This is a genomic window from Candidatus Anaeroferrophillus wilburensis (assembly GCA_016934315.1).
In the GTDB taxonomy this organism is placed as follows: domain Bacteria; phylum Desulfobacterota; class Anaeroferrophillalia; order Anaeroferrophillales; family Anaeroferrophillaceae; genus Anaeroferrophillus; species Anaeroferrophillus wilburensis.
In genome coordinates this window covers 1-16303 of the sequence record JAFGSY010000025.1, presented here as the reverse complement: position 1 = coordinate 16303, position 16303 = coordinate 1, and the positions used below count along the sequence as shown (strand labels likewise).

The 16303-nt window shown below is 53.6% G+C and carries 12 protein-coding genes; 8 read left to right on the top strand and 4 right to left on the bottom strand.

Translation table 11 applies throughout. The annotated features are described in order from the left end of the window. The first annotated feature begins 31 nt into the window (after window positions 1-31). The 8 genes from JXO50_05900 (at window position 32) to JXO50_05865 (ending at window position 9158) form a co-directional block, all read left to right on the top strand. On the top strand, window positions 32-739 hold the full coding sequence (locus tag JXO50_05900) for a flagellar hook assembly protein FlgD (GenBank protein ID MBN2332621.1): 708 nt from the start codon (window positions 32-34) through the stop codon (window positions 737-739). 33 nt (window positions 740-772) lie between these two features. Then, window positions 773-2776, top strand: a complete 2004-nt coding sequence (locus JXO50_05895) for a flagellar hook-basal body complex protein (protein MBN2332620.1) — start codon at window positions 773-775, stop codon at window positions 2774-2776. Window positions 2777-2978: 202 nt separating this feature from the next. After that, window positions 2979-3659, top strand: coding sequence for a response regulator transcription factor (locus tag JXO50_05890; protein ID MBN2332619.1), 681 nt, complete (start codon window positions 2979-2981; stop codon window positions 3657-3659). Continuing rightward, entirely contained in the window at window positions 3656-5098 is a 1443-nt protein-coding gene (locus JXO50_05885) for a heavy metal sensor histidine kinase (protein ID MBN2332618.1), read from the top strand. The genes JXO50_05890 and JXO50_05885 overlap by 4 nt, the downstream gene beginning before the upstream one ends. A gap of 401 nt (window positions 5099-5499) precedes the next feature. Next, window positions 5500-6900 carry a DegQ family serine endoprotease gene (locus tag JXO50_05880; protein MBN2332617.1) on the top strand — a complete coding sequence of 467 codons (1401 nt, stop codon included), beginning with the start codon at window positions 5500-5502 and terminating at the stop codon, window positions 6898-6900. A 3-nt stretch (window positions 6901-6903) separates the two neighbouring features. Further along, window positions 6904-7779, top strand: a complete 876-nt coding sequence (prmA, locus tag JXO50_05875; GenBank protein MBN2332616.1) for a 50S ribosomal protein L11 methyltransferase — start codon at window positions 6904-6906, stop codon at window positions 7777-7779. After that, the gene (locus JXO50_05870) at window positions 7767-8405 is read left to right on the top strand and encodes a methyltransferase domain-containing protein (protein ID MBN2332615.1); all 639 of its coding nucleotides are present in this window, start codon (window positions 7767-7769) and stop codon (window positions 8403-8405) included. The genes prmA and JXO50_05870 overlap by 13 nt, the downstream gene beginning before the upstream one ends. A 6-nt stretch (window positions 8406-8411) precedes the next feature. Then, window positions 8412-9158: a sulfite exporter TauE/SafE family protein gene (locus JXO50_05865; GenBank protein ID MBN2332614.1), complete on the top strand. Its 747-nt coding sequence runs from the start codon at window positions 8412-8414 to the stop codon at window positions 9156-9158. A 215-nt stretch (window positions 9159-9373) separates the two neighbouring features. Here JXO50_05865 and JXO50_05860 read toward each other — a convergent pair whose 3' ends face one another. From JXO50_05860 to glgP, 4 genes are all read right to left on the bottom strand, one after another. Next, window positions 9374-11401, bottom strand: a complete 2028-nt coding sequence (locus tag JXO50_05860) for an alpha amylase C-terminal domain-containing protein (GenBank protein MBN2332613.1) — start codon at window positions 11399-11401, stop codon at window positions 9374-9376. Window positions 11402-11408: 7 nt separating this feature from the next. After that, complete coding sequence (locus JXO50_05855; GenBank protein ID MBN2332612.1) at window positions 11409-12323, bottom strand: thioredoxin family protein; 915 nt, start codon at window positions 12321-12323, stop codon at window positions 11409-11411. A 5-nt stretch (window positions 12324-12328) separates the two neighbouring features. Beyond that, a complete protein-coding gene (locus JXO50_05850) occupies window positions 12329-13876 on the bottom strand; it encodes a glycogen/starch synthase (protein ID MBN2332611.1) in 1548 nt (515 codons plus the stop codon). A 92-nt stretch (window positions 13877-13968) separates the two neighbouring features. Next, on the bottom strand, window positions 13969-16303 hold a 2335-nt coding region (glgP, locus tag JXO50_05845; protein ID MBN2332610.1), incomplete at its 5' end, for an alpha-glucan family phosphorylase.

Sequence of the window (16303 nt, the reverse complement as noted above, 5' to 3'; positions counted from 1 at the left end):
TGCAGATTAAGAAAACAGCTAGGAGATCATTATGGTTAACCTTGCCCCATCAGCAACGGCAGCAACCAGCATGTTTGCCAGTCAGAGCAGTCCGGACGCAAAAAAAACCGAGGCTGAGCTCGGCCGGGATGAGTTTCTCATGCTTTTTATTGAACAGTTGAAAAATCAGGACCCCATGAATCCCATGGAAAGTGCTGATTTCACCGCCCAGCTGGCCCAATTCAGCTCCCTGGAACAGCTGTTCAATGTCAATACCAATCTGGCGGCCTTGCAGGATTACTCCGCGACCATGAATCGCCTCAGCGCTCTTGACATGATTGGCAAGCTGGTAACTTTTGCCGGCTCTGGAACGGTTTCTCTGGTTGAGGGTGTAGCTGCTGTGCCGCTTAAGTTTGATCTGGCGGATAATGCCAACCAGGTGACTATTACTATAACCGATACCTCCGGGCAGCTGGTGGATCGTCTGGATGTTGGTTACCAGGATGCCGGCGCCCGCCAGTTTACCTGGGATGGCACGGATGTTAATGGCTTACCGCTGGCAGCCGGTGATTACCGGTTTACGGTGGCGGCAATCGATGAACTGGGCAACGATGTGGCGGCTACCATCTACGGCAGCGGTTTGGTTCAGGGGATTGAAACCGATTATGATACGGGGGAAACGGTTGTCTTACTCAGCTCCGGTCAAATAGCCATCAATGATATTGTCGGGGTCAGGGAACAAAATGCCCTGTTTGAATAATAAGGGGATTACAACAGCTAGAAGGAGGAAATCATGGCTTTAACATCACTCTATGCCGGTGTCAGTGGTCTGAATGTCAATGGTGATGCCATATCGGTGATCGGCAATAATATTGCCAACAGCAATACGATCGGCTTCAAAGGCGGCCGGGTGCAGTTCCAGGATATTGTCAGTAAGAGTATCGGCGGCGGCGGGTCTAGCCAGATCGGCCGCGGAGCCCATACGGGCAATATCTCCACCCTGTTCACCCAGAGCTCCTTTGAAACCACCTCGCGAACCACCGATCTGGCGGTTGATGGTGAGGGTTTCTTTATCGTTAATGACAATGGCGTTAATCTGTATACCCGGGCTGGCGATTTCATCTTTGACAAGGATGGCTACATGGTCAACAGTGGCTCTCTTCGGGTTCAGGGCTGGGGGGTTGATGAAGACGGAGGCACGATCGGCGATATCACTGATATCAATATTGCCGATGTTTCCTCTTCCAGCCGGCCCACCGAAATCGTTTCCATTGGTGCCAACCTTGATTCCACCTCGGAAACCCGCTTTGTCCTCGATGATTATAATAATCAGATCGTTGTCGATGGCACAACGGTAACCCTCAATGCTGGCACCTATACCGGGGAAACGTTGGCAGCTGCCCTTGAGGAGCGGATCAGTGGGGCCTTGGGTTCAGATTTTTTTACGGTTACCTACAGCCCGGTAACCGGCAAGTTCACTTTTGCCAACGATACGGGAGCCGCAGTGGATTTGGAGATGGGCGTAGAGGATGCCTCTATTCGGGAGATTCTAGGGTTTGATCCGGCAACGGTTACCATTGCTGACGGTGCCAATATCCTGAGTGGTACGCCACGTCTGACTGACAAGCTTTTTTATGCCAACAATAACAACAATACCCTGGTGTTTACTCTTGGGGGTGTCGAGTATACGGCTATTATTCCCGCCAGCGCGATTCCCTACAATACCCAGGAAATCAGCACGGGTCCCTCAGCCGGTTCCATCTCAACGGCGGTTGAAGATGCCTTGAATGGTGTGGTTGCTGGCACGCCGTTCACGGTTGCCTATGACGATGATACTGGTAAGTTCACCATTGCCTCATCTTCAGCCTCCGAAGTAACGTTTCTCTGGCAGGATGAACGGACCTCGGCCGAACAGCTGCTGGGTTTTGCCAGTGAATATGACCCTAACAATACATTGACGGTCAATAGTTTTACCATTCCAGCCGGCGGCGGGGATGTGGAAAGCGTCTATTCTCCCAATACCGTCTTTGATCCCACCGGAGCAACCTATTCCACTGCCCTCAATGTCTATGATACCCTGGGTTCTCCCCACACGGTTACCTTGTATTTTAAAAAGGTTTCCAGCAACAACTGGGAATGGTTTGCGGTGATGAACAGCGATGATCTTGATAACGGGATTCCCGATCCGGTGGATGGTAGTCCCAGGCCGATGATGGTGGGCAATGGCGGGACGCTGGAATTCAATCCCAATGGTTCCTTGAAAGCGGTGACCGGTAACGACGATCTGTATGTTAATTTTTCCGGTGGCGCAGATCTCTTGCAGCCCCTCTCCATTGATTTTGGCACCAGTACCCAGGAAGGCGGCAGCGGTCTTGACGGTACGACCCAGTATGCCAACGCCTCCGCTACCTTCTCCCAGAGCCAGGACGGTTTTCCGGCAGGGGCTTTGACCGGTGTCAGCGTCGGGCGGGAGGGGTTGATTTCCGGGGTGTTCAGCAACGGTGAGATCAAACCCCTGGCCCAACTTGCTTTGGCGATGTTTCAGAGCCCCTGGGGACTGGTGAAAGAGGGGAACAACTTATGGTCGGAAACAGTTGAATCGGGCAATGTCAGCGTCGGCCTGCCCCAGACTGCCGGCCGGGGCGAAATTGCCGCCAATTCCCTGGAACAGTCCAATGTTGATATTGCCACCGAGTTTGTCCGGATGATCTCGGCCCAACGGGCCTTTCAGGCCAACGCCCGGATGATCACCACCAGTGATGAACTGTTGAATGATGTGGTTAACCTTAAACGATAACGTTTCATTGAATTCGTGTGGTTCCCATAAGAGCAGGGTGTTGATGCCCCTGCTCTTTTTTTATGTTGCCATAGTCGGGTTATAAGCCATCTCCTGCCTGGTTAGGAAATTATAATGGTAGGTGCCAGTGTGCCCTCTTTACATTTTTTTTGTTGATCGCTACAATATAAAAAAATTATTGTATGCCAAAGAGGGTGAAACAATGAAAATTCTGGTAATTGAGGACGAACAGAAGGTTGCTAACTTTCTGCAGAAAGGTTTGAAGGAAGAACAGTATATCGTAGATGTTGCCTATGACGGCATTGATGGTGAACATCTGGCGACTAGCAATGATTACGATCTGATCCTCCTGGATATCATGATGCCGGGCAAAGATGGTTTTGAAGTTCTGCGCAGTCTGCGAACCAGGCAGATCAATATTCCGGTTATTATGCTGACTGCCAAAGAGATGGTTGAAGATAAACTGGAAGGGTTTGCCGCCGGCTGTGATGACTATATTACCAAACCTTTTTCCTTCGAGGAACTGCTGGCCAGGATCCGGGTAGTTCTGCGTCGTGGTTCCGGTGCCAGGTCCAATATCCTGACCTTTGCCGATCTGACTCTTGATCTTATATCCCACAAGGTCATCAGGGGGGATAAGGAGATAGAACTTACCGCCAAGGAGTATGCTCTGCTGGAGTATCTGGTACGCAATCCCAACCGGGTGCTGACCAGAACCATGATTGCCCAGCATGTCTGGGACTATAATTTTGACAGCTTCACCAATGTCATTGATGTATATATCAATTATTTGCGCAATAAGGTCGATAAAGGCTTTGCCAACCGGCTTATCCATACAGTGCGGGGGGTTGGTTATGTGATGAAGGAGGAGCAGCCGTCGTGAAAGCATTGAGTATCAGATTGAAATTGACGGTGCTCTATGTGGCGGTCTTTGGTCTGTTCCTTGCTGTTTTTAGTGGCTGGGTCTACCTGATGATGGAACAGAAGCTGAATCACACGGTTGACCAGCGGCTGAAAACCATGGCTGAGCTGATTGCCAAAACCGACCTGTGTGCGGTCCCAAGCTTTCTGCCGCCGGAGTTTGAACGGCGACTGCACCATATTTTCGGTGTCCGGCCAACGGGGAAGTTCGTTCGTTTGCTGGACCTGTCCGGCACCATTGGTTCGCGGACGGGAAACCTTGATGATGAATCAATTCCGGTTAACCGGGAGATTCTCAAACGGGTTACCCAGGGCGAGGTTATTTTTGAAACCCAGAATCTGTTTGATGCCGGGATTCCCGTCCGTTTTATCAATTTTCCTGTTTTCGATTATAAAAAAAAGGTTCGTGGGGTGGTTCAGGTGGGAACCTCACTGGAATATGTTCAGGATTCAATGCAGAACCTGCTGCTGATTCTTTTGATTTCCCTGCCGACCCTGATTTTCGTTGCTGCACTGGCGGGGTATTTCCTCGCCGGTAAGGCATTAAAACCTATTCGGGATATTTCCGCCACCACCCGGCATATTACCGCCAACAATCTTGATGAACGGATAACCGTTGCCGTAGCCAAGGATGAGATCGGCCAGCTTTCGGTAACCATCAACGAAATGCTCGATCGGCTGTCGCAGTCTTTTACCAAAGTTAAACAGTTTACTGCTGATGCTTCCCACGAATTGCGGACGCCGCTGACTATTTTGCGTGGTGAAGTGGAAGTCGGCTTGCGGGATAATCGTACGGGTGATGAATATCGGGAAATTCTGGTAAGCAACTTGGAGGAAATTGAGCGGATGTCCCGTATCGTCAAGGATCTGCTGTTTCTGTCCAAAGCTGATATCGGCCAGGAACCTTTGTCCCATGAATCATTGCAGCTGGATGATATGATCAGTGAATTGCTTTCCCAGTTTACCCTGCTGGCAGAGCAGAAAGGGATCAGGCTAAGCGGCGAGATTCAGCCGGTTCCGGTAATGATCGGCGATAGCTTTCGCCTCCGCCAGATGGCAGCCAACCTGCTGGCCAATGCCATCCGCTATACACCGGCCGGCGGCGCAGTTGTTGTCCGGCTTGCTGCCGTGCCGCATGGGATTGAACTGATTGTTGGTGATACGGGCATCGGCATCCCTGAAGCCGATCTGCCGCGGATTTTTGACCGTTTCTACCGGGTGGACAAGGCGCGCAGTCGGCAGGAGGGGGGCAGTGGTCTGGGGCTCAGCATTGTGAAATGGATTGTTGAGGCTCACCATGGTGAAGTTCTCGTTGACAGTGTGCTTGATGTCGGTACGACCTTTACGGTCAGGCTGCCCATGGTCCAGCATGAGGGTGGAAAGGAAATTAGAAAACAATAATCTCTTTCTAATGCTGGTATAATTTTACCTTGTTATATTAAGCATATATAGCAAGACGGGTTGACCTAACAACGCTCTTTTTCTCCCTTCTCTTCCTGTTGGCAAACAACCCTTTTCCTCCTTTTAGGGTGCTGCGCCAACCACCCCTTGACATGGTGTCAAGGGGTGTCCCTTTTTTGGGCTCCTGATCATGGCCGGACGGATGTTAAGGGAAGGGAGGTTGCTCTCTGCAGGGAGAGATTTTTTCAGAGGATAGGTTGATTTTCGGGTTGAGATTCCTATTATGTATTGTACCAGCAAACGTCCAGCTTTTGATGAAAACGTGGTATGGTAAGCACAGTACGTGGTAATAATATGGCTGTTCTAGTAACGGTATGGAGGTTGTCACGGTTATGAAAAAAATGTTGCGGGTTTCATTGTCAGCTCTTTTGGTTTTCATGGTGTGTGCCAGTTTGTGTCAGGTTGCTTTCGGGTCGCCGCCGCCGGCAAGCTTTTCCTCTCTGGTGAAGGATCTGACCCCGGGAGTGGTCAATATCAATACCACCAAGGTGGTTGAACGCCAAGGGCGTAATTTCGGTTTCCATGGCTCCCCTTTTTCCAATAATGATCCTTTTGATGAGTTTTTCAATCGCTTTTTCGGCCAAGTCCCCCAACGGCGTTTCAAACAGAAAAGTCTGGGATCGGGGTTTATCATCAGCAAGGAAGGCTATATTGTCACCAATAATCACGTCATCGAGGATGCTGATGAGGTTCAGGTGACCCTGTCGGATGACAAGAGCTATGAGGCAAAGATTATCGGTACCGACGCCAAAACCGACCTGGCAGTATTGAAAATCGAGGTGGATCATGATCTGCCGGTGGCTGTTCTGGGGGATTCGGACCGGTTGGAAGTGGGTGACTGGGTGATTGCCATCGGCAATCCTTTCGGTCTGGAGCGGACGGTGACTGCGGGGATTGTCAGCGCCCGCGGCCGGGTTATCGGCTCCGGCCCCTACGATGACTTTATTCAGACCGATGCTTCCATCAATCCCGGCAACAGTGGTGGCCCACTGTTCAACCTGCAGGGAGAAGTGGTGGGGATCAATACGGCCATTGTTGCCAGCGGCCAGGGGATCGGATTTGCCATTCCGGTCAATATGGCAAAAGATTTGCTGCCCCAACTGAAAACCGGCAAGGTTTCCCGCGGCTGGTTGGGGGTGCAGATCCAGAAAGTGACTCCGGAACTGGCGGAATCATTTGATCTTAAAGATGAGAGGGGTGCCTTGGTGGCAGAGGTGGTCAGTGATGGTCCGGCTGAAAAAGCCGGCATCAAGGCGGGAGATATTATTGTTTCCTTCAATGGGCAGGAGGTTGATGACATGCATCAACTGCCCCGTCTGGTTGCTGCCGTTCCTCCTGGAACCAAAACCAGCGTCAAGGTTTTGCGGCGCGGCAAAGAGAAGAGCTTGACCGTTGTGCTGGCTGAACTTGATGATGAAAAAATGGCTGCGGCTGAAAAGGGTGATGGCGAGGGGGAGGTGGATAAGCTGGGAATGACCGTCCACCAGATTACCCCGGAAATTGCCGCTCGTTTTCAGCTTGCCCGCGAGTCTGGAGTGGTGATCGGCCGTTTGACTACCGATGGCCTGGCGGCCGAAGGGGGGTTGCGTCCCGGGGATATCATCCTCCAGGTGAATAATGACGAGATTCAAACGGTAAAGGATTTCCAGCAGGTAATTGATAAAACCAAGGGCAATGATTTGGTCCGTTTTCTGGTGCAGCGGCGCAACATGCGGATTTTTGTTGTCATCAGGTTGCAATAGCTGATGGCAAAGCATCATGCTCAGCGGCAGGATATTTCCCCTCCGTTCTGGTGGTCTCTGCGGCTGGTGCCGCTAGCTGAATATCATGAACAGGTCACCCGGCAGCTTTTTGCTGCCGGGTGCTGTGGCCTCTGGGAGCCAGAAGAGGGCTGCCAGCCGGGAACCTTTATTGCCTATTTTCCCGCTGATCGGCGCCAGGAGGTCTTCTGGTTGCGGGAACAGCTGGGGCCATCTCTGCAGGCCGGATGTCCGGTGGTTATTGATCAGGTTAAGCAGGAAAACTGGATGGACGGCTGGAAACAGTACTTTCAGCCGGTTGACTTTGCCTCCTCCTGGCGGGTTGTTCCTCCTTGGACGGCAGCATCCGAAGATGGGGCGCGGCAAATTATCATTCATCCCGGGATGGCTTTTGGCACCGGTACCCATGAAACCACCCGCCTGGCTGCTGACCTGCTGGCAAAGGCTGTCAAACCAGGTGACGTGGTCCTTGATGTGGGCACCGGCAGCGGCATTCTGGCCATTCTGGCAGAGAAACTTGGCGCTGCCCAGGTGACTGCCATCGATATTGATGTCGAGGCGCTTGCCAATGCGGCGGAAAATTGTCGTTTGAACCGGTGCCGGGTGGTAACCCTGCTGGAGAAGGGAGACGATCTTGATGGTGGACAGTATGATCTGGTGGTTGCCAATATCATTGCTCCGGTCCTCATTGAACTTTCAGGATGGCTTGTCCGGCAGGTGAAACCCGGTGGCTGTCTGATTCTCTCGGGCATCCTTGATGAGCAGTTGGCCTCGGTCACCCAAGTTTATGCTCAGGCTGGCCTGACTGCCGAGACGCCGATCCGGGACGGTGAGTGGGGGGCGTTTCTATGCCGGCTATAAGAACGGGCCGTCGTCGGTACTATGATCTGTTCTCTTCTTTTTATGATCTCTTTATCCGCCTCCATGCCCGCCGTAATGAAGATGATACCCGCACTTTTCTGGTTGACGCAGCCCAGCTTGCCAGTGCTTCCCGGCCGCGCATTCTTGATATCTGCTGTGGCACTGGTTCGGTCATCCTGACCTTTGCCGACCGCCATCCCGAGGCCCTGCTGGTGGGTTATGATTTTTCCCATGGCATGCTGCTGAAAACCAGGGAAAAGGATGGCCCTGGCCGGGTTGCGGTTGTTGAAGGTGATGCCGCCAGCCTGCCGTTTGCCGATCATTCCTTTGATGTGGTCACCTGTTCCCATGCCCTTTACGAACTGAAGGGTATGGCTCGCCGAAGAGCACTGGAGGAGATGCGGCGCGTGGTTGCCGACCGTGGGGTTGTCCTGTTGATGGAACATGAGGTTCCTAAACGGCCATTGATCAAGCTGATGTTTTATCTGCGGGTCTATTCCATGGGTGCCGGTGATGCCCGGGAATTTATCCGTGGTGAGACCACTTTGCTGGAAAAGATTTTTTCTCAGGTGTCCGTGACCCACTCCCCTTCCGGCAAAAGTAAACTGATGGCCTGCCGTGGTTGAGTTGCCATGATCTCCTATATCCTGCTTTTCCTTTTTGGCATTATTGCCGGGACCTTGAATGTGATTGCCGGCGGCGGTTCTTTTTTAACCATGCCCCTGCTGATTTTTCTCGGCCTGCCGCCGACCGTGGCCAACGGCACCAACCGGGTTGGCATCTTGCTCCAGAATGTTGGTGCTGTCTGGGGTTTTCATCGCCATAAGGTGGTTGACTGGCGCTATGTCGTCTGGGCTGCCCTGCCGGCAACTGCCGGTGCTCTCCTGGGAGCTTGGGGAGCGGTGCGGATCGGCGAACAGGCATTTAAAAACGTTCTTGCCCTGATCATGATCATGGTAACCCTCTGGACTCTCTGGGATCCCCTGAAAGGGGCTGACAGCGGTGGGCCAGTGGCAGAGAAGCCGCGGGTCTGGCTGCTGGCAGCCGGATTTTTTCTGGTGGGTATCTACGGCGGTTTTGTTCAGGCTGGTGTTGGTTTTCTGGTACTGGCGGCTACCACCCTGGCCGGTCTTGATCTGGTACGCGGTAATGCCGTCAAGGTGTTGAGTATTCTTATCTATACGCTTCTGGCCCTGGGGGTGTTCATCTGGCAGGACAAGGTCCACTGGCCACTGGGCCTGACGCTGGCGGCCGGGACGGTGGTCGGCGGCCAGCTGGGGGTTCACCTGACAGTACTCAAAGGCCACACCTGGGTGAAGAAAGTGGTGACCACTGCGGTGATTGTCCTGGCGATCAAGCTGCTGGTTATGAAGATGTAAAGTGGAGGTGCGCTAGTCATGTTTTTTTGGCCACCGACCCACACTGACCCAAAAGAACCGCAAATCACGTCGCTTATTTTCCATGAAGCTCCGGTCAGTGGGGCATGTGTGTCTGTGAGTGTCGGTGGCAAAAAAATAGTTGTCATGCCAAGGGTAGTCGATTGACTGCCCTTTTCTCTTTTTTATGGTGGATGTCGGTGTTGTCGAGAGAACGTTCAGGAAAAATCGGCTTCCAACACCTGGACAGTTCGGGCCGGCAGGTAGAGGCTGAGCATGTGTCGGCTAGGGGTATGTTCGGCGATGGTCAGGTGCTGCTGGTTGGACTGCAAACGGTTGTGACCTCCATAGTGTGCCTCGTCACTGTCAAAAATAAGCTCATAGCTGCCCGGAGGGGCACTGAGCCGGTAATCAGTGTAGGAGTGGTGGGGGTGGAAGTTGAAGGCAAACAGCAGCGTGCCCCGCTGAAAGATCATTACCTTGTCATCATTATGTTCGTGGAGGAGATCAATCTGCCGCTGTTCCAGCAGTCGTGATCGTGTTGCCAGGGAGATCATGTCGCGGTCAAACGCGGCGAGAAAATGGTACTTGAGGCCGGGGTCAGTTTTAAGGTGCCACTGTCGGCGGGCATAGTGGTATGACCAGTTGTTGCCCGCCCGGGGAAAGTCGATCCATTCCGGATGGCCGAATTCATTGCCCATGAACGTGAGGTAGCCGTGGCCAGCGGTTGCCAGGGTCAGCAGGCGGATCATCTTGTGGAGAGCCATGCCCCGGTCGACGGCGAGGTGCCGGTCCGCAACCGCCATGTGGTCATACATGGCAGAGCCGATCAGCCGGAAAATGAGGGTCTGATCGCCCACCAGCGCCTGGTCATGGGATTCGGCATAACTTATGGTTTTTTCATGGGGGCGTCGGTTGGTCATTTCATGCCAGAGGTTGCCCATTGGCCAAGCTTCATCGGGAATGTCTTTGGTCAGTTTTATCCACAAGTCGGGAACCCCCATGGCAAAGCGATAGTCAAATCCCATCCCGCCTTCATCAACAGGTGCCGCCAGTCCCGGCATGCCGCTGATGTCTTCGGCGATGGTGATGGCCTCGGGCTTGAGCTCATGGATCAAGGTGTTGGCCAGGGTCAGATAGGTGACGGCTTCCTCGTCCACATGATTGTCGAAATAATCATCATAGGAAGTAAAGGCCTTACCCAGACCGTGGTGGTCATAGAGCATGCTGGTGATGCCGTCGAAACGAAAACCGTCAAAATGGTATTCCTCCAGCCAGAAACGGCAGTTGGACAGGAGGAAGTGGAGCACTTCCGGCTTGTGGTAATTAAAACAGCGTGAATCCCAGGCCTGGTGGATGCCGCGGAGCCCCTGGTGAAAATATTGGTAGTCTGTCCCATCAAAGCGGCTCAACCCTTCCACCTCATTGTTGACCGCATGGGAATGAATGATATCCATGATCACTGCCAGGCCAAGGCCATGGGCCCGGTCAATCAGCTCCTTCAACTCTTCCGGGGTTCCGAAGCGGGAGGATGCCGCAAAAAAATTGGCCACATGGTAGCCGAAAGAGGCGTAATAGGGGTGTTCCTGAATGGCCATCAGCTGAATGGTGTTATAGCCGGCATCGGCAATGATCGGCAGTATATGGTCGCTGAATTCCCGGTAGCTGCCGACTTTTTCCTCTTCCTGGGCCATCCCCACATGGGCTTCATAGATCAGTAAGGGGCTGCCGGCAGTGGTGAAGCTGGGGTGCTGCCATCGGTAAGGTGCCGGTGGCTGCCAGACCTGGGCATTGAAAATCAGGCTCTGGGGATCCTGTACCACCCGGGTTGCATAGGCCGGCAACCGGTCTCCGGCTCCCCCCTGCCAGTGGATGCGCAAGCGGAAAAGATCCCGGTGTGAGAGGCATTCGGCCGGCAGGCGGATTTCCCATTCGCCGTGGGTGTTGAGACGTTGCAGCGCATACCGTTGTTCTTCCTGCCAGCCGGTAAAATCGCCGATCAGGAAGAGGGCCGTGGCATGGGGGGCCCACTCCCGGAAGATCCACTCCTGACCGTTGAAATGGAGGCCGAAGTAGTGGTGGCCGGCAGCGAACGCCGAGAGTTCCATGACGTTGCCGGTGAGGCGTTCTGCCATGACGACGGTTTGCGTCTGTCGCCGCCGGAGAACCCCTTCATAAGGCTGCAGATAGGGGTCGGCGGCCAGCAGAGCGGCAATGGCATTGTTGTGTCGGGTGGTTGGCGCCATTAAAAGATTACGGTTTCTGCTTGATGATCTGGGTGATGAACTCCGGAATCTGGGCGGCCAATGGAGTATCAGGAGCTGCTTGAGCGGCCAGCTGAAGGTTTTGAATTCCTGCTTCCGGATCTTTTTTGCCTTGCAGGCAAATGGTAGCCTTGAAAAGATAGAGGCGCTGTTTTGTTTCCGCCTGCAAGCCATCTTCAGCCAGGAGGGTGTCAAGATCAGTCAGGGCCTGATCGAAGTTTCTCGTTTGCCGCAGAGCCTCCTCAATGGGAGCAACCTTCTGGTAGATTTCATACTTACCCTGCAGACCGGCCTGATTATCGGTGTCAAGACTGATTATCTCATCAATAATTTTTCTATGGTTGCCTGGCAGGTGGTTGGCCTGCATGGTTTCCAGGACCTGATCCAGCAGCCGGGCCCGCTCCATGCCGCTGGCCTGCTCAGCTTTGGTCATCAGGTCATCAACTGCCTTCTTGGCGGTTTGAAAACCAGCCAGATGTTGTAAATAGGCAGTGCTGCCACCCTCCAGGTAGCCGGTCCGGGCATAGGGGGTCCCTGCCGCGTCAGCCAGAATAACGGTGGGAAAGCCTTCGATGCGGTAGTCTGCTTTCAACTGCTGGTTTTGCTCCCTGACCGCTGGTGCCTGGGCCTTCCTCTGGGGAAAATCAAGGTTTACGAGAATGAACTGCTTTTCCGCCTCTGCCATAAATCCTGCCTGCGAAAACACTTCCTGCTCAAGCTTGATGCACCAGCCGCACCAGTCAGAGCCGGAGAAAACCAGCAGCAGGTCTTTATGCTCCCGGGTTGCCTGGGATTTGGCAGCTTTGAAGTCATCCAGCCAGGCTGCCCTGGCGTGGAGCGGAAAAGCACTGCCGCAGAGACAGAGCAAGACAATAACTATGAGGGTACGATAATGGTTGAACATTGTTTTCAGTCCTTTACTTCCTGCTGTTGGTTGGCGAAATCAGGGTTGATGAGCGGCCGCTCAAGCATGGTTTCATAGAGATTGATATAGTGGCTGGCGGTAACGCTGTGGTTGAAGGTGGCGGCACTTTCAGTCATGATTCGACCAATCTGTGTCTGCTTCACCGCAGCCGGCTGGTTGTAGAAATTCATCGCCTGTTCACAGGCCCAGAAGAGGCCCGGGGCGTCATAGTAGTCGAAGAGGAAGCCGTTTCCCTGGTTATTCCGGTGATCGAGCTGGGTAACGGTGTCGTGGATGCCACCGGTGTTATGGGCCACCGGCAGGGTGCCGTAGATGGGGCCGATCATCTGGGGCAGCCCACAGGGCTCAAAGCGGGAGGGCATGAGAATGAAATCGGCAGCTCCGTAGGCCTGACGGGAGAGCTGTTCATCGAAATGACAGACTGCCACCCGGTCATGGAGCTTATGGAAGTTGACAATATCCTTGAAATGCTGTTGGAAGTCACCATTGGCGACAAAAATAATCTGTAGATTCTGTTGCCAGTAGCGCGAAACAGTTTCATAGAGAATGTCCGCCAGCAGCTGACAGCCTTTTTGCACCGGATCAAGTCGTGAGGGCCAGAAAAACAGGGGGGCATTCTCGTCCTGTCGCAGGCCGACAGTTTTCTGCAGCAACCGTTTGTTCCGACGTTTGCCATCGGTAAAACTGCCGGTGTCGAAGGGGAAGCCCAGCTCAGCATCGGTTGCCGGGTTGTAGGAGGGGTCGGGGGCATTGAGAATCCCGGCGGCGCAGCCGGCGTACCATTTATTGCTCAATTCATGCTGCAGCTGTGGTTCAACGAAATTATGCCGCCCGTCAATGATTTCATGCAGGAACGTCGGGCTGACGGTGTTGACGAAATGGGCGGCAAAGACGCCGCTGGTGAGAAAATCCACCGGATTATGTTCCCGGGTCTCTTCATAGCTATAGGACATCTGTTGGAAATAAAGATTCTGCCAGAAGGAAGCCGTATCGATGCCTCGATCTTCAATATGAGCCATGGTGGTTTTGACGGTGTGAATGTTGTGGATGGTGAACAGACAGGGTATCCCATGCCGCCGCGCCATGGCCGGGATAAGGCCGGTCATCCAGTCATTGCAATGGATCAGGTCCGGCTGTACCTCGGGTATGATGTGGTTGATAACCTCCCGTTGGAAGGCCAGACTGATATGCATGTTTTTCCAGCCGTAGCTCGAGTAGACCTGGCTCCGATAATAGAACGCCCGGTCTTCGGCCAGATGGAGGCGGTCGTCCGGGACCCGCTCGCGGATGGTGTTCCATTCCTGCCGTAAGGGGGGCGGTAATTGATCATTGAACAGAGCTCGGTAATCGGGCAGGGCCACGTGGACATCAGCTCCCTGTTCAAACAGGGCGCTGATCAGGGCTGCTGAAACATCTGCCAGGCCGCCGGCCTTGGCGGCCAGATGGTTGGCAATATTACCCATGCCAGGCGGTAGGTAGGTAACCTCCGGGGTGACAATGAGCACCCGGGGATTTCTGCGGGTGGTGGACATGGTCGTACCTCCTGTGCAGTACTGCCGTCAAGCGGTTGTTGGTGCTGATGACGCCTTATTTCTGACCGTTGGCTTGTGCGTTGTTGTCTTCATCATGCCCAAGTGAGGAAGTCGGTGTCAAACCTGATTCGCTGGTCGCCTACCGGCGTAACCCGGGCGGTAAAGCCGTAGCGGCCTGCCGTTTCACAGGTGAAGGTGCAGGCATAGCGGTAGGTACCGTTGCCAAGATCCTCCTTAACGGTCATTGGCATCGTATATCCTGGACTGACGGTCGTCGGTGATTGCGAGGGACCGTAATACAGCTCCACCAGGACTTCATCGGGATTGATCTCCCCCAGATGAACCACCGTACTGGCGCCAAAATTTTCCTCCACCTTGAACGCCCCTTTGGTGTCGCGGATGGGCGGTTCAAGATGAATAGCACTCCACAACCTGTGAAGGCGCTGATGCTTCTCCACTAATGTTATCGCGTTTTGACCGTTGTTTGCCAGCAATTGGTCATGATTCTGGGCCAACTCGCGATAAAAGCGTTGTTCATATTCGTTCACCATGCGAATGCTGCAGAAATTCTGCATGGCCATTTTCATGGACTCTTTCATCATTTTAATCCATCGGGTCGGAGTGGTGCCGTCCCGGCGTTCGTAAAAACAGGGGATGACCTCATTTTCCAGGACGTTGTAGAGGGCCTGACTTTCCACCATGTCCTGGTAGGCAGGGTCATTGTAGTCTTCGCCGGCACCGATTTGCCAGCCACACTGTTCATCATATCCTTCACACCACCAGCCGTCAAGAATGCTGCAGTTGAGGACGCCGTTGATAGCCGCTTTCATGCCGGAGGTGCCGCAAGCTTCGTAGGGACGCCGGGGGGTGTTGAGCCAGACATCGGCACCGCGGACCAGATGGCGGGCAATATTGATGTCATAGTCTTCCAGAAAAATAAAGCGATGCCGAACACTGGGGCGGTTGGCAAAGGTCACAAGAGCTCTAATCAGTTCTTTCCCCTCATTATCCTTGGGGTGCGCTTTGCCGGCAAAAATCAATTGTATCGGCTTGGTTTGGGAATTTATCAGTGCTTCCAGTCGGTCTGGATCCTTCAAAAGCAGGGTTGCCCGTTTGTAGGTGGCAAATCGGCGGGCAAAAGCAATGGTCAGGATGTCCTGGTCAAGAACTGATTCGGCGCGCTCCATCACGGCTTTGGAAGCATTGCGCTGTTTATACTGTTTGACCATCAGTTTACGGCAGTTGCTGATCAAGCGGGAACGGCACATCTGATGGGCATTCCACAGCTCTTCGTCATAAATATCATCAATTTTTTTTGTTACTTGGGGGTCGCAGGGGTGCATCTCCCAGTCAGGTCCCAGGTAATTTTCAAAAAGCATGAAATTACGATGGGAGAGCCACGATGTGAGATGAATACCGTTGGTAACGTGGGTGATGGGAATCTCATCCTCGGGCCGGTTGGGCCAGACGTGGGACCACATCCGCCGGGCCACCTTGCCGTGCAGCTCGCTGACGCCATTGCAGTAAAGTGCCATGCGAAGAGCAAGAATAAACATGGAAAAGGAGCCGCCCGGTCCGGAACCGGCCTGCTGGCCCCAGGCGAGCATCTCATCGGCGGTGGCTCCCAGCCGTTCCTGGAGAGGGATAAAGTAGGGCCTGACCATGGAGGGAGGGAACTCATCATGGCCGGCGGCTACCGGGGTGTGGGTAGTGAACACCATAGTCCGTGGAACTATTTCCAAGGCGGTTTTGATGTCAACCTGGTGGGTTTCGATGCACTCAGCCAGTCGTTCTATGCTGCAAAAGGCTGAATGGCCCTCATTCATATGGCAGACTTTTGGCCGTATATCCATTGCCTTCAGAGCCCTTATGCCGCCGATGCCCAGCAGAATTTCCTGGGCCAAGCGGGTTATCGATTCACCGCTGTAGAGCCTGGCGGTAATGTCACGGATTTCGGGACTGTTTTCCGGGATATTGGCATCCAGCAGGTAAAGGGTGATCCGGCCGGCTTTGGCTTTCCAGATAGTCGCTTTGATATCACCTTGAGGGCCGGCAACTGAAATGATTATCTGATTGCCGTTGCTGTCCTTGGCCTTGCCGATGGGCAGATAAAAAAGATCGGTTTCCTGATAGCCTTCCTGCTGCCAGCCATTTTGATCAAGATACTGGTGAAAATAACCATCCCGGAACAGCAGACCAACGGCAACCAGCGGCAGCTCTAGGTCAGAGGCAGCTTTCAGGTGGTCGCCGGCTAGGACACCCAGGCCGCCGGCAAAGAGCGGCAGGCTTTCATGGATGCCGAATTCCATCGAAAAGTAGGCGATAGTGTTCCGATCCCCATAGGGGGTCTGGGTGTAATCGGCCGGCTTGTCCACCTCTTGGCTGAAGCGTTCCTGCACCCGTTGGAGATGGGCAAGGAAGCTCTCA